Here is a 13299-nt window from a genome sequence, read left to right on the forward strand (position 1 = left end):
TGCGCTAGCGCAAGGTGGCTTGGATTTCTGTAGCTAGCATGAAACTTCCAGCCCACACCGAACAGGAGAGCGCCATGAAGTTCAAGCCCTACACCCGTCAGACGATCCGCCAGGCGCCTCAATGGCATTGCCTGTCACCCGAACAGCAGGAGGCCGTGCAGGTGGTGTCGCATGTGCTGCCATTCCGCACCAACGAATACGTGCTGGATCAGTTGATCGACTGGCACAAGGTGCCGGACGATCCGATCTACCGGCTGGTCTTTCCGCATCGGGACATGCTGCCGCCGCACGAGTATTGGCAGCTGCGCGATCTGCTGCTGGTGAAGCAGGATGAAGCGGCGGCGGCAAAGCTGGTGCATCAGATCCGCCTGCGCATGAATCCCCATCCGGCCGGGCAGATGACGCACAATGTGCCGCGCGTGAACGATGCGCCCTTGCGCGGCTTGCAGCACAAGTACAACGAGACGGTGCTGTTCTTTCCCAGTTCGGGCCAGACCTGCCATGCTTATTGCACTTTCTGCTTTCGCTGGCCGCAGTTCGTCGGCATGGAGGATATGAAGTTCGATGCAAAGGAGACGCACGAACTGGTGGCGTATCTCCAGTCGCATCGCGAGGTGACCGATGTGCTGATTACGGGCGGCGATCCTTTGATCATGAACACGCGCTCGCTGGCCGGGATCATCGAGCCTTTGCTGGCGCCGGAGCTGGCGCATATCCAGAACATCCGCATCGGCACCAAATCGGTGGCGTACTGGCCGCAGCGCTTTGTGACGGATCGCGATGCCGATGATTTGATGCGATTGTTCGAGAAGGTAGTGTCGTCGGGACGCAATATGGCCATCATGGGCCACTACAACCACGCGGTGGAGCTGCGGCAGGAGATCGCACAGCAGGCGGTCAAGCGCATTGTGGGCACGGGAGCGACGCTGCGCATGCAGGGTCCGCTGATCCGGCATATCAATGAAGACCCTTTCAGCTGGGCGGAGCTGTGGCAGACGGGCGTGCGCCTGGGGGCTATTCCGTATTACATGTTCGTCGAGCGCGATACGGGGCCGCGCGAGTATTTCGCTTTGCCGCTGGCGCGGGCGCATGAGATATTCCAGACGGCGTATCAGATGGTGTCCGGTTTGGCGCGCACTGTGCGCGGGCCTTCGATGAGCGCGTTTCCGGGCAAGGTGGTGATCGATGGTGTGGCGACGATCGGCGGGGAGAAGGTGTTTGCGCTGCAGTTCCTTCAGGCGCGCAATCCGGACTGGGTACGCAAGCCGTTCTACGCGAAGTTCGATCCGGAGGCGACCTGGATGGATCATCTGAAACCCGCGTTCGGCAAAGAGCGGTTCTTCTTCGAGGCAGACGAAGAGCCGGACCAGCGCAAGGTCATCTCCATCGCTCCCGCAGCCCAGGCGCGCGGCGCGGCGTGCGCCGCCCACACCCATGTCGCCTAGCGCCGCCGCCATGGCCGACGACACCTCCACCGCTGTACCGATCGCATCGGCGCAGGCGAAGGGCAGCAGGTTCGCGCGGGCGTGGCAGGGACGGGTGAGGGCGGCGGGTGAGTTGTCTGGCGTGGCGGTGCTGTGCTGCGTGTTTGTGCCGTTCGCGCTAGGGCATTTCCTTTCCTGGCTGCTGCGCACGGTGAACGCGATGCTGGCGCCGCAGATGACGGCGGAACTGCATCTGAACACTTCGCAAATGGGTACTGTGACCAGCACCTACTTCCTGGCCTTCGCCGTCGCCCAGCTGCCGGTCGGCATGGCGCTGGACCACTACGGGCCGCGCCGGGTGCAATTCGTCATGCTGCTGGTCGCCGCCTTCGGCACGCTCGCCTTCGCGCAAAGCCGGGACTTCGCGCAGATGGCGAGCGCGCGCACCATCATGGGACTGGGACTGGCCGCGTGTTTCATGGCCGCGATGAAGGCCATCTCCACCTGGATCTCGCCGCAGAAGGCGCCGTCCGTGCAAGGCTATCTGATCGCAGCAGGAGGGCTCGGCGCCGCCTCGGCCACGCTGCCGGTAAGGCTGGCGCTGCATTACACCGACTGGCGCGGCATCTTCGCCGCGCTTGCAATCTGCTGCGTGGTGCTGGCCGTGACAATTCTGCTGCTCGCACCAACCGCACCTACCGCACCAGCGGCCAGGCCCAAGCCATTCACGGGACAGGCGCTGGCTGAAATCTTCCGCCACCATGCCTTCCGCGACACCGCATCGCTGGTGCTGATCCCGCACACGGTCTATTTCGGCATCCAGGGTTTGTGGATCAGCCGCTGGCTGGCCGACGCCGGCTGGATGGACCAGCAAACCATCGCCTGGCTGCTCTACCTCGGCATGGTCGCCGTCATCTTCGGCGCCATCGCGGTCGGCATGCTGACCGAGTGGGCCAACAAACATGGACGCCAGCCAATCGACGTTGCCGCCATCGGTATCACCATCTTCATACTGGTGCAGTGCGCGTTCCTGACAGGATGGCGCCCCGCCATGCCAATGCTGGCCGTGGCTTTCATGCTCACTGGGACCATCACCGGCATCGAATACACCATCGTCTCCCAATCCGTTCCGCCCGCGCTGATGGGGCGCACATCGACCTGCCTGAACCTCCTGATCTTCAGCGGCGCCTTCGCCGTGCAGGCAGGTTTCGGCTGGATTGTCAGTCACGCAAGCGCATCGCCAATGCGCGCCTACCAGTTCGGATTCGCCGTGCTGCTACTGCTGCAAATACCGGGTCTGCTGTACTACCTGCACCGCCGATTTCGCACGCGTCCGAGGGCAATCCAAACCATCCGGTAGAATATCGCCTTCAACAAGAAGGAAGATGTTATGAAACTGGTTCGTTACGGCCGCCAAGGCAAAGAAAAACCCGGTCTGATCGATGAAGAAGGCAAGCTGCGAGACCTCTCCGGCGTGATCAGCGGCGATATCGGCGGCGCCAACCTGTCGGACAAAGCCATGCGCAAGCTGGCCAAAGTCGATCCTGAGTCGCTACCCGTGGTGCGCGGTAATCCACGCTTTGGCGTTCCCATTGCGAAGGTCGGCAAATTCATCGGCGTTGGCCTGAATTACGCGGACCACGCAAAAGAAGCCGGTATGCCGATTCCGAAAGAACCGATCATCTTCCTGAAGGCGATCAGCTGCCTGTCCGGCCCGGACGATCCCATCATGCTGCCCAAAGGCTCGAAGAAGACCGACTGGGAAGTGGAACTGGGCGTCGTGATCGGCGAGCGCGCACGTAATGTGAGCGTGGAAAACGCCGAAAAGCATATTGCCGGCTACTGCGTGGTGAACGACGTGTCCGAGCGCGAATTCCAGCTGGAGCGCAATGGCCAGTGGGATAAGGGCAAGGGCTGCGATACCTTCGGCCCGGTCGGCCCGTGGCTGGTCACACGTGACGAAGTGTGGGATGTGAACGACCTCGATCTGTACCTGGAAGTGAACGAGAAGCGCATGCAGACCGGCAGCACGTCGACCATGATCTTCAAGGTGCCGCAACTGGTTGCGTACATTTCTCAGTTCATGACGCTGGAACCGGGCGACATCATCGCCACCGGCACGCCACCCGGCGTTGGCATGGCGCGCAAGCGTTACCTGAAAAAGGGCGACTTCGTTCGCCTCGGCATCGCCGGCCTCGGCGAACAGCAGCAGGACGTCATCGGTTACCAGGAGTTCTAAGACGGACGAACGCTGGCGATTGAACGCGCCAGCCCGTCCGACAAACGCGTCACGATCTGTTGCAGGTCGTTCTCCGACGCGATGAACGGCGGCGCCAGCAGGATATGGTCGCCCCGTTTGCCATCGATGGTGCCGCCCATCGGATACACCATCAATCCACACGCCATGGCTTGCTGCTTCACCACCGCGTGCAAGCGCAGGTCGGGATCGAAAGGCCGCCTGGTTTCGCGGTCCTGCACCAGCTCCAGCGCAATCAGCATGCCGCGTCCGCGAATATCGCCTACGTGTGGATGATTGCCGAAGGCGTCGCGCAGCATGCGCTTGAAACTGGCGCCGCGTACCGTGACGGCGCCCAGCAGGCAATCGCGCCTGATCACCTTCTGCACTGCCAGTGCCGCCGCTGCGGCTACCGGGTGTCCGACGTAGGTATGCCCATGCTGGAACACGCCGCTGCCACTGCGCATGCGCTGCATGATGTGATCGCGCGCCATCACCGCGCCAATTGGCTGGTAGCCCGCGCCCAGGCCTTTGCCCAGCGCGATAAGATCCGGCACCACGTTTTCCTGCTCGATGGCGTACAGTGTGCCGGTGCGGCCCATGCCGCACATGACTTCATCGGCAATCAGCAGCATGCCGTACTTGTCGCACAGCGACCGTACGCCCTTGAAATAGCCTGGCGTTGGCGGCACTGCACCGCTGGTTGCGCCGACGACTGGTTCGGCGCAGAATCCGATCACGTTCTGTGGGCCAATGTCGAGAATAGTCTTTTCCAGCTCCTGCAGCAGGCCTGCTGTGTATTCGTGCACATCCTGACCGGCCGGGCGCTCGCGGTATTCGAAGCAGGGCGACACACGCGCCACATCCATCAGCATGGGTTCGAAATGGCGGCGGCGGTATTCGTTGCCGCCCAAGGCCAGCGCACCCAGCGTGTTGCCATGATAGCTTTGGCGGCGCGCAATGAATACGCGGCGGTCCGTTTCCCCGTTCTCCACAAAAAACTGGCGCGCCATCTTCAGTGCAGCTTCAATTGCTTCCGAGCCGCCGGATACGAGGTAAGCGAAATTCAGATCACCTGGTGCATCCTGTGCCAGACGCTCGCCCAGTTCCTCGGCCACATCGGTCGTGAAGAAGGACGTGTGCGCATAAGCCGCGACCTTGAGCTGCGCCTGCATGGCGGCCAGCACGTCGGGATGACTGTGGCCGAGCGAGGAAACGGCGGCGCCGCCGCTGGCATCGAGATAGGTATTGCCATCCTTATCGCGCACTTGTATGCCGAAGGCGCAGACGGCGGTAGGCGGGGTGTGACGCAGGTCGCGGTGGATCAGGTGAGTCATGAAAGCCTCGCGTTCGGGTTGGACGTCCTGCGACATTAGCCCGCGCGTGAAAGCTACGTTTTGACTTTTCTCTTGTCCGGTGCAATGTTCCTATGCCTTTGTTCAGGCCCTTTTTTCGTCACGTCATTGGTCCAATAGCTGTGCCACAGATTATTGGGGTCGGGCACCTGGTCCAGCCATGTCGTTCCGAATTTTTCTTTTTACGGCAGCCGGGAGCGGTGAGGAGCGTTTTGTAGAGCGGGGGAAGATGTGTTCGGCCGAAAGGCCGGCGCTACTTGTGGCGGAGCTGGCGGTTTGATAGGAAGTCGAAGCACCATGAATTACCTCGTCGCTGTCAACAACGTTGAACTGATGCGAGAATGCCTGATACGTAGCGCTTGTTGTAGCATCGCATGTTTCCACTGTTGGGTAAATGCTTTTTGAGAGAGCAAACCGTGTATGAATGATCGCCTGCCGACTATCCCTTTCGATCAACTGAACGCCACCCAGCAAGCGGCCGCGCAAGCCGTGATCGACGGACCGCGCGGTGCGCTGTACGGCCCCTTTGTGCCGCTGATTCGCAGCCCGGAGCTGATGGGCTGCGCTCAGCGCATGGGAGAGTACCTTCGCTATCGCAGTGCAATTGGCACGCGGCTTTCCGAACTGACGATTCTCGTCACAGCGCGGCAGTGGGATCAGCAGGTCGAGTGGGCGATCCACGCGCCGATAGCGCTGCAGGAAGGCATCAGCCAGCTTACGGTAGATGCGATTGCCGCGCACCGCCGTCCGGATGCGATGAGCGAAGATGAAGCGCTCGTACATGACTTCTGTATCGAGCTGCACCAGCAAAAGCGCGTTTGCGACGCCACCTATAACGCCGCACTGGCGCGCTTCGGCGAGCATGGCGTGGTGGATCTGATGGGACTGAACGGCTACTACACTTTCCTTGCCATGGTGATGAACGCCGCTCAGTCGGCGGTGCCACCTTCGACGGCTGCACCATTGGCGTAGCGTGGCGTCATATTCCGCTTGATCCAGTCCAGCATGTCGCGCCAAATGCGCTGCACTTCGGCGTCGGGTGGCATGGACTGCGCATTGGGCAATTCAATCGTGATCACCGGCACCTGCTTGTGCCAGCCGCTGTAGTTGCCCAGTGAGCCCGGATAGACGCCGACCCGGTGATAGATCAGCCGTCCGAAATTGCGCGGCGGTTCGGCCTGGCCATCGAAATCCAGGATGCCGAAGGGCGCGTGCACGGACACGATCAGATCGGGGTGGAATCGTTCGATGGTGTCGTTGACCCAGCGCGTTTCCGGTTCGGACAGCGGGGCTTTTCCGGGGAAGCGGCGCGGATCGCTGCGCGTCACCCTGGTCCAGTAGCGCGGCGCTTCCTGTTTCCAGCCGGGCGTGGGGAAGTTGCGGTTCAGGTCCACGCCGTGCGCATTCACACGCTGCGGCTTGGCGGCCAGCAGACCGTCAGGATTGAGCAGGGGCGCCACTTTCCAGTGCACGCCTTGCGCGTCTGGCGCATCCATATGCTGCAGCCACTGGAACACCAGCGAGGACGCAGTCAGCTCATCGCCATGAATACCACCCAGTAGAAGTACGCGCAGGGGAGGCGCGGCGGCAGGGACACGCGGTGCGATATCGCGTTCAAGAATGGGAAAGCCGAGGTTGGACTTGGCGCCGCTTGGCGCGACTGCGCTCTGGCGGCAGCTCGACGCCGATACCGAAGGCAGGCGCGCGGCCAGACGATCGCACCAGGGGGCATCGGCGGCCCGCGCCTGGGCGGCTGGCACAGAGCCCAGCAGGCAGCTCATCAGGATGAATGCGTATTTCATTCCGACATTATGGATTAAACGTTTGTGTTAGGGAGCTAACGGTGGGATTAACGTTGTAAGGCCATCATCGGTCGCACATTTTGAAAGCGAATAATGCCAGATAACTCCAACCTAACGCGCCGCAATTTTCTGCAAGGCGCGCTGGCTGCGGTGGCTGCAACTCAAGTTCCCGCTGAAGCCGCGCCCAAGTCCGCGCCCGTTGCCGCGCCAGCTCCCACAGCCGGTGCGCGTCCCGTGCAGCTCAGCATCAACGGCAAGGAATACAGCCTGTCGCTGGAGCCGCGCGTGACGCTGCTGGACGCGCTGCGTGAACACATCGGCATGACAGGCACCAAGAAGGGCTGCGATCGTGGCCAGTGCGGCGCTTGCACCGTGCTGGTGGACGGACGCCGCATCAACTCATGCCTCACGCTGGCCGTGATGCATGAGGGTGAGCACATCACCACCATTGAAGGTCTGGCGCAAGGCGAGCAACTGTCGCCGTTGCAGCAAGCCTTTATCGAGCAGGATGCTTTCCAGTGTGGCTACTGTACGCCGGGCCAGATCTGCTCCGCCACCGCGCTGCTGGAAGAAATGCAGGCGGGTACGGCAAGTGCAGTCACGCCGGATGTGCGCGTGAAGTCCCCGGCCTTTACCGATGACGAAATCCGCGAGCGCATGAGCGGCAATATCTGCCGCTGCGGCGCCTATCCCAATATCGTGGCCGCGATTCGCACCGTGGCGCTGAAAAAGGTCTGAGCCATGCAAGCGATATTCTATGACCGGGCTCGCAATATGGACGAAGCGTTGCGTCTCGCTCAGCAACCGGGTGCGCGTTTCATCGCAGGCGGCACCAATCTGCTGGACCTGATGAAGGGCGACGTCGAGCATCCACAGCGTTTGATCGATGTGAGCCGCGCCGGCATGGACGCGATCACCGAGCTGCAGGGCGGCGGCTTGCGCATCGGCGCCACAGCGCGCAACAGCGATATGGCCAATCATCAGCTGGTGCGCGAGCGCTATCCATTGCTGACGCGCGCGCTGCTGTCCGGCGCATCGGGCCAGCTGCGCAATATGGCGACCACGGGCGGCAATCTGATGCAACGCACGCGCTGCCCTTATTTCACCGATACCGCCTTCGGCCAATGCAATAAGCGCGAGCCCGGCTCCGGCTGCGGTGCGCGCGAAGGCTACCATCGCATGCACGCCATTCTCGGCGCCAGCCAGGCCTGCATTGCCGTCAATCCCTCGGACATGAACGTGGCACTGGCCGCGCTGGACGCTGTGGTCGTGGTGGCCGGGCAGGGCGGCGAGCGCCGCATTCCCATCAGCGAATTCCACCGCCTGCCGGGTGATACGCCGCAATTCGATACGGTCCTCAAGCCGGGCGAGCTGATTACCGCCGTCGAGCTGCCGCCATCCAGGCTTTCGAAGAACAGCCACTACCTCAAGGTGCGCGACCGCGCCAGCTATGCCTTTGCGCTGGTGTCCGTCGCTGCTGGACTGGAAATGGATGGCAATGTGATTCGCCAGGCGCGTATTGCACTGGGCGGCGTGGCACACAAGCCCTGGCGCGTGCCTGAGGCAGAAGCGCTGCTGCAAGGCCAGCCGCTGGACGATGAGCGCAGCCGCCAGGCCGCGATGCGTCTGCTGCAAGGCGCCCAGCCGCTGCCGGAAAACCGCTACAAGGTCGAAATGGCGCAGCGCGCAGTGGTACGCGCACTGCGTATTGCAGGAGAAAGCGCATGAGTATCGTCGGACAAGGCATGAACCGCACGGACGGCCGCCAGAAAGTCACGGGCACGGCTACCTTTGCAGCGGAACACCAGCTGCCGCGCATGGCGCACGCCGTGATGGTGCTCAGCACGATTCCGAAAGGCCGCATCAGCGCCATCGATACTTCGCGCGCCGCGCACATGCCGGGCGTGCTGACCGTGCTGACGCACCAGAACGCCCCGCACCTGCCGCGCACCAAGCCGGGCGAGGGCGACATGCCGCCGCCGCCGAAGATCAACCTGCTGCAGGACGCGGTAGTGCAGTACAACGCGCAGCCCATCGCGGTCGTGGTGGCGGATACCCTGGAGCAGGCGATGGATGCCAGCCGCGCCGTGCGCGTGAGCTATGCAAGGCAGCCTGCGGTACTGGATTTCAATGGCGCGAAGGCGCATCCGAAAATACCGAAAGAAGATCCCGAACGTCCGTCCAGCAGCAGCCGAGGGAAAGTCTCGGCTGCGCTGTCCGGCGCTGCAAAGCGCTTCGAGGCGACCTACACCACGCCCATCGAGAACCACAACCCGATGGAGCCGCATGCGACCATCGCGGCATGGGATGGCGACCGCCTGACGCTGTATGACGCCACGCAGAATATCTCCGGCGTGAAGAAAGCGGCGGCCAAGGATCTTGGCATCTCGCCGGACAAGGTGCGCGTGGTTTGCCCCTTCACCGGCGGCGGTTTTGGCTGCAAAGGCAGCATGTGGTCGCACGTGGTGCTGGCGGCGATGGCCGCCAAAGCCGTAGGCCGTCCCGTCAAACTGGTGGTGGAGCGCACGCAGATGTTTGCGCCGGTCGGCGCACGGCCGATGACCGAGCAGCACTTCCAGCTTGGCGCCGGCGCGGACGGCAAGCTGGCCGCGATTGCGCATCATTCGATTTCGCATTCCTCGTTCCAGGACGATTTCGTCGAGCCCTGCACCACGCCCACGCGCATGCTCTACGCTTGCGACAACTGCGATACGACGCAAAGGCTGGCGGTGCTGAATCTCGGCGTGCCGACCTATATGCGCGCGCCGGGCGAATCGACCGGCACATACGCGCTGGAGTGCGCGATGGACGAACTGGCCTACGCGCTGAATATGGACCCGCTGGAGCTGCGCCTGCGCAATTACGCCGACAAGGACCCGGAAAAGAATCTGCCCTTCAGCAGCAAGAAGCTGCGCGAATGCTACGAGGTGGCAGCCAAACATTTTGACTGGGCCAGGCGCAATCCGATTCCCGGTTCGATGCACGCCGGGCGCATGCTGGTCGGCTGGGGCATGGCCACGGCTACCTATCCGGCGCACCGCCTGCCGGCCAAGGCCTGGGCCAGCATCCAGCCGGACGGCACGGCCATCGTGCGCTGCGGCTCGCATGACCTGGGCACGGGCACTTATACCGTGATGACGCAGGTGGCGGCCGATGCGCTGGGACTGCCGCCGAGTAAGGTGAAGTTCGAGTTGGGCGATACCACGATGCCGCAGGCACCGGTTTCCGGCGGCTCGATGACGGCCGCCAGCATCGGCCCGGCCGTGCATCAAGCCTGCCTGGGCGCGCGGCGCAAGCTGACCGAAATGGCGGTGGGTGATGAAGTCTCGCCGCTGAAAGGCGCCGATCCGGCCAAGGTCGATGCGCAGGACGGCTGGCTGATTTTCCGCGATGCGCCGGAGCGCAAGGAACCGATGGCAGCCATCATGGCGCGCCACGGCGGACAGCCGGTCGCGGCGGACGGCGAGGCCAAGCCTGGCATTGAAAAGAAAGAGTTCTCCTCGCACTCTTTCGGCGCAGTCTTCGTCGAAGTGTTCGTGGACCCGGACCTCGGCACCGTGCGCGTGCCGCGCATTGTGGCGGCCTACAACGTGGGCAAGCTGCTCAATGCGAAGACGGGCCACAGCCAGCTGATGGGCGGCATCGTATGGGGCCTGGGCATGGCGCTGACGGAGAAAACGGAGATGGACTGGCACCACGGCCGTGCCGTGAACGCCAACCTGGCGGACTATCACGTGCCGGTGAATGCGGACGTGCCGGGCATGGACATCATCGTGGTGGAAGACAGCGACACCAACTTCAACGAGCTTGGCATCCGCGGCATTGGCGAGATCGGGATTACCGGCGTGGCCGCCGCTGTGGCCAACGCGGTATTCCACGCAACCGGCAAGCGCATTCGCGACTTGCCGATCACGCCGGACAAACTACTGGTTTAGAGCAGCACCTTCTTCAGCCAGGCGCCGATGTGGTCCACTTCTTCCTGGCACAGCGAGTGCTGCATGTAATACTCGTGCCACTCGACCTGGTAGCCCAGCGACAGCAACAGGTCTTTCGACGCGATGGCGCGCTGCACCGGGATCACCGGGTCCATGCGGCCATGCACCATGAAGATCGGCGTTTGCGTGCTGACGGCGCTGCGTTCGGCGGCCACCTTGTCGGCCAGCGGCACATAGCCGGAAAGGCACATCAGGCCCGCCAGCTGTTCAGGATGGCGCAGGCCGGTTTGCAGGGTCATCGCGCAGCCTTGCGAGAAGCCGGCCAGGATGATGCGGTTGGCCGGAATGCCGCGCGCCTTCTCACGCTCGATCAGCGCTTCCACCAGGATCTGCGATTCGCGCAGGCCTTTCTCGTCTTCCTGGCGGCCCAGGTCGGTGTGGATGATGTCGTACCAGGCGCGCATCACGTAACCACCATTGATGGTCACCGGCATGGTGTTCGCATGCGGGAAGATGAAGCGGATGCCTGGCAGGCCTTTCAGGTCCAGTTCATCGACCAGGGGCACGAAATCGTTGCCGTCGGCGCCCAGGCCGTGCATCCAGATGATGGAGACTTCAGGGTTGTCGGAAGTGCTGACTTCGATGTGGTCGAGTACGTGGGTCATGCGGTAGTCCTTATTTGCTGCGGATGGCGGATTTTGGTCGGAAGGCTTTGCACACGGCCGGATCGGTTTCCATGTAAGGACCGCCGATCAGGTCCACGCAGTAAGGCACGGCTGCGAAAATGCCGCCGACCAGCTGCTTGCCGTCGGCGTCCTTCAAGCCTTCCAGCGTTTCCTTGATGGCTTTCGGCTGGCCGGGCAGGTTCATGACCAGCGCCGCGTGACCGTCAATTTCGCGGATCACGGCAGTCTGGCGCGACAGCACGGCAGTCGGCACGAAATGCAGCGAGATGGCGCGCATCTGTTCGCCGAAGCCCGGCATTTCCTTGGTGCCGATGGCCAGCGTGGCTTCCGGCGTCACGTCGCGGCGTGCCGGGCCGGTGCCGCCGGTGGTCAGAACGAGATGGCAGCGCGCCTGGTCCACCAGCTCGGTCAGCGTGGCTTCGATCCGGGCGCGCTCGTCCGGAATCAGTCGTGTCTCAACGCGGAAGGGCGTGGTCAGTGCAGTGCGCAGCCAGCCTTCCAGCGCCGGGATGCCCTGGTCCTGATACACGCCTTCGCTGGCGCGGTCGGAAATCGAGACCAGGCCAATCATCAGCTCAACCTCGAGTTCCGGTTCATTCGTCATTTTCTTCGCCTTCTTCTTCAGCTTCCTCGTCATCCGCGGACTTGGCGGCAGGCTTTTGCAGGTCCTTCAGGATCTGGAAGATTTCGCGGTAGGCCTTGGGCGGCTTGTTCTCGGCCTGCTCCTTGCGGGCATTGCGGATCAGGGCGCGCAGGTGCTGCACGTCCAGCTGCGGATGCTCTTCCAGCAGGGCGGTCAGGGCCTTGTCGTCGGCCAGCAGCTTCTCGCGGCGGCGCTCCAGCGCGTGCAGGGCGGCGGTATCGGCCTTGGAGGCGCCTTTCCAGCCCTCGATGGTGCGGCGGATCACGGCCACTTCCTCTTCCGTCAGGCCACGCATCTTCTTGCCGACAAACTGCAGCTGACGGCGGCGGCCTTCGTGATTCTTGATATTCTGGCATTCCAGAATGACATCGCGCACGTCTTCCGGCATGGGCACGCGCTTCACGCGGTCACGTGGCGCTTCCACCAGTTCGCGGCCCAGGTCTTGCAGGGCGTCCGACTGGCGCTTCATTTCGGTTTTGGATGGGCGTTCGTATTCTTGTTCGAACTCGCTCGACTGGAAGCCGACGGCCCCGCGGTTTGCATTTGGCATAGTGACAAAAGGCTCGCTGGTGTAGCGAGCCTGTAAAAACAGTAAACGGCTGCTATGATAACTGTTTTAGTGCGACACGTTCGCGATCGCCGCCTTCGCGGCATAAAGTATTTACGAAGTATCCATCCTGCACGTCACGCGGCAAGTCATTGATTTTACTAATCTTTGAATGACAATAAAGCCGTGGGCTCCCTAATTGCGCCCGCAATTTGGGATCAAAACCAAACAAACTCACAGCAATAAAATCTGACGCGACAAGACACAAACTACGGGTTCGCCTGTAAATCCGTGTCAAATAGCCCATATTTCCGTTCACAGACGGGTTGTGTGTTGTTCCATTGCAACATAATCCAAACAAAATTCTCACGAATTCAACGTCACGGATTCCCTGTCCCGCAGGGAAATGCAAGGTTGCCCCATCTGGGGCTCAAAACAGGATGGCTATTCAAGATCGCCCAAGCTCTGAGATATCTCGTCACGCCTTTACACCGTAATTGGAAAAGGACAGTGACCGAGTGTACTGTTAATTTGCATTGAAAGTTGACCCACCTTCCCCACGAATTTGCAACGGAATCTGACCCACGTTCGTAGCACAATTCTCCCTGTCCTTTCGACAGGAGATCGGAGTGATCGACGTGGCTTTATTAGGCATAATTCGACGCTGGCAC

12 protein-coding genes are annotated in these 13299 nt (G+C 62.0%); 7 read left to right on the top strand and 5 right to left on the bottom strand.

Annotated features, from left to right (window positions below; all coding sequences use genetic code 11):
* Positions 1-38 precede the first annotated feature (38 nt).
* The 3 genes from AB4Z19_RS13125 to AB4Z19_RS13135 are packed head-to-tail and all read left to right on the top strand — an operon-like array spanning position 39 to position 3663.
* Positions 39-1445 carry a KamA family radical SAM protein gene (locus AB4Z19_RS13125; RefSeq protein ID WP_442026257.1) on the top strand — a complete coding sequence of 469 codons (1407 nt, stop codon included), beginning with the start codon at positions 39-41 and terminating at the stop codon, positions 1443-1445.
* The gene (locus tag AB4Z19_RS13130; protein WP_442035398.1) at positions 1435-2784 is read left to right on the top strand and encodes an MFS transporter; all 1350 of its coding nucleotides are present in this window, start codon (positions 1435-1437) and stop codon (positions 2782-2784) included. Before AB4Z19_RS13125 ends, AB4Z19_RS13130 begins: the two co-directional genes overlap by 11 nt.
* A 30-nt stretch (positions 2785-2814) precedes the next feature.
* Positions 2815-3663 (top strand): fumarylacetoacetate hydrolase family protein, encoded by an 849-nt coding sequence (locus tag AB4Z19_RS13135; RefSeq protein WP_442026259.1) that lies wholly within the window; start codon positions 2815-2817, stop codon positions 3661-3663.
* Here AB4Z19_RS13135 and AB4Z19_RS13140 read toward each other — a convergent pair.
* A complete protein-coding gene (locus tag AB4Z19_RS13140; RefSeq protein ID WP_442026260.1) occupies positions 3660-4997 on the bottom strand; it encodes an aspartate aminotransferase family protein in 1338 nt (445 codons plus the stop codon). The genes AB4Z19_RS13135 and AB4Z19_RS13140 overlap by 4 nt on opposite strands.
* Positions 4998-5435: 438 nt before the next feature.
* Between AB4Z19_RS13140 and AB4Z19_RS13145 the strand changes: the two genes are divergently transcribed.
* Positions 5436-5987: a carboxymuconolactone decarboxylase family protein gene (locus AB4Z19_RS13145; protein WP_442026261.1), complete on the top strand. Its 552-nt coding sequence runs from the start codon at positions 5436-5438 to the stop codon at positions 5985-5987.
* Here AB4Z19_RS13145 and AB4Z19_RS13150 read toward each other — a convergent pair.
* On the bottom strand, positions 5945-6817 hold the full coding sequence (locus AB4Z19_RS13150; RefSeq protein ID WP_442035399.1) for a M14 family zinc carboxypeptidase: 873 nt from the start codon (positions 6815-6817) through the stop codon (positions 5945-5947). The genes AB4Z19_RS13145 and AB4Z19_RS13150 overlap by 43 nt on opposite strands.
* 93 nt (positions 6818-6910) lie before the next feature.
* On the opposite strand from AB4Z19_RS13150, the gene AB4Z19_RS13155 reads away from it, so the two are divergent.
* Genes AB4Z19_RS13155 through AB4Z19_RS13165 form a run of 3 tightly spaced genes read left to right on the top strand, consistent with a single transcriptional unit; the run spans position 6911 to position 10752 of the window.
* The gene (locus AB4Z19_RS13155; protein ID WP_442035400.1) at positions 6911-7555 is read left to right on the top strand and encodes a 2Fe-2S iron-sulfur cluster-binding protein; all 645 of its coding nucleotides are present in this window, start codon (positions 6911-6913) and stop codon (positions 7553-7555) included.
* Positions 7556-7558: 3 nt separating this feature from the next.
* Positions 7559-8545 (top strand): FAD binding domain-containing protein, encoded by a 987-nt coding sequence (locus tag AB4Z19_RS13160; RefSeq protein ID WP_442028470.1) that lies wholly within the window; start codon positions 7559-7561, stop codon positions 8543-8545.
* Positions 8542-10752 (top strand): xanthine dehydrogenase family protein molybdopterin-binding subunit, encoded by a 2211-nt coding sequence (locus AB4Z19_RS13165; RefSeq protein WP_442035401.1) that lies wholly within the window; start codon positions 8542-8544, stop codon positions 10750-10752. The genes AB4Z19_RS13160 and AB4Z19_RS13165 overlap by 4 nt, the downstream gene beginning before the upstream one ends.
* Here AB4Z19_RS13165 and AB4Z19_RS13170 read toward each other — a convergent pair.
* Genes AB4Z19_RS13170 through yjgA form a run of 3 tightly spaced genes read right to left on the bottom strand, consistent with a single transcriptional unit; the run spans position 10749 to position 12631 of the window.
* Positions 10749-11417 carry an alpha/beta hydrolase gene (locus AB4Z19_RS13170; RefSeq protein WP_442028467.1) on the bottom strand — a complete coding sequence of 223 codons (669 nt, stop codon included), beginning with the start codon at positions 11415-11417 and terminating at the stop codon, positions 10749-10751. The genes AB4Z19_RS13165 and AB4Z19_RS13170 overlap by 4 nt on opposite strands.
* Positions 11418-11427: 10 nt before the next feature.
* A complete protein-coding gene (mog, locus tag AB4Z19_RS13175; RefSeq protein WP_442035402.1) occupies positions 11428-12042 on the bottom strand; it encodes a molybdopterin adenylyltransferase in 615 nt (204 codons plus the stop codon).
* Positions 12032-12631, bottom strand: a complete 600-nt coding sequence (gene yjgA / locus AB4Z19_RS13180) for a ribosome biogenesis factor YjgA (RefSeq protein ID WP_442028465.1) — start codon at positions 12629-12631, stop codon at positions 12032-12034. The genes mog and yjgA overlap by 11 nt, the downstream gene beginning before the upstream one ends.
* Positions 12632-13299: the final 668 nt, after the last annotated feature.

The organism is Pseudoduganella sp. RAF19 (assembly GCF_052114165.1).
Taxonomy (GTDB): domain Bacteria; phylum Pseudomonadota; class Gammaproteobacteria; order Burkholderiales; family Burkholderiaceae_D; genus Rugamonas.

Bases quoted from the DNA above. Each gene is read 5' to 3' on its own strand.
- AB4Z19_RS13150 (WP_442035399.1), bottom strand. From the start codon at position 6,817: ATGAAATACGCATTCATCCTGATGAGCTGCCTGCTGGGCTCTGTGCCA.
- AB4Z19_RS13130 (WP_442035398.1), top strand. From the start codon at position 1,435: ATGTCGCCTAGCGCCGCCGCCATGGCCGACGACACCTCCACCGCTGTA.
- AB4Z19_RS13125 (WP_442026257.1), top strand. From the start codon at position 39: ATGAAACTTCCAGCCCACACCGAACAGGAGAGCGCCATGAAGTTCAAG.
- AB4Z19_RS13165 (WP_442035401.1), top strand. From the start codon at position 8,542: ATGAGTATCGTCGGACAAGGCATGAACCGCACGGACGGCCGCCAGAAA.
- yjgA (WP_442028465.1), bottom strand. From the start codon at position 12,631: ATGCCAAATGCAAACCGCGGGGCCGTCGGCTTCCAGTCGAGCGAGTTC.
- AB4Z19_RS13145 (WP_442026261.1), top strand. From the start codon at position 5,436: ATGAATGATCGCCTGCCGACTATCCCTTTCGATCAACTGAACGCCACC.
- mog (WP_442035402.1), bottom strand. From the start codon at position 12,042: ATGACGAATGAACCGGAACTCGAGGTTGAGCTGATGATTGGCCTGGTC.
- AB4Z19_RS13140 (WP_442026260.1), bottom strand. From the start codon at position 4,997: ATGACTCACCTGATCCACCGCGACCTGCGTCACACCCCGCCTACCGCC.
- AB4Z19_RS13135 (WP_442026259.1), top strand. From the start codon at position 2,815: ATGAAACTGGTTCGTTACGGCCGCCAAGGCAAAGAAAAACCCGGTCTG.
- AB4Z19_RS13155 (WP_442035400.1), top strand. From the start codon at position 6,911: ATGCCAGATAACTCCAACCTAACGCGCCGCAATTTTCTGCAAGGCGCG.
- AB4Z19_RS13170 (WP_442028467.1), bottom strand. From the start codon at position 11,417: ATGACCCACGTACTCGACCACATCGAAGTCAGCACTTCCGACAACCCT.
- AB4Z19_RS13160 (WP_442028470.1), top strand. From the start codon at position 7,559: ATGCAAGCGATATTCTATGACCGGGCTCGCAATATGGACGAAGCGTTG.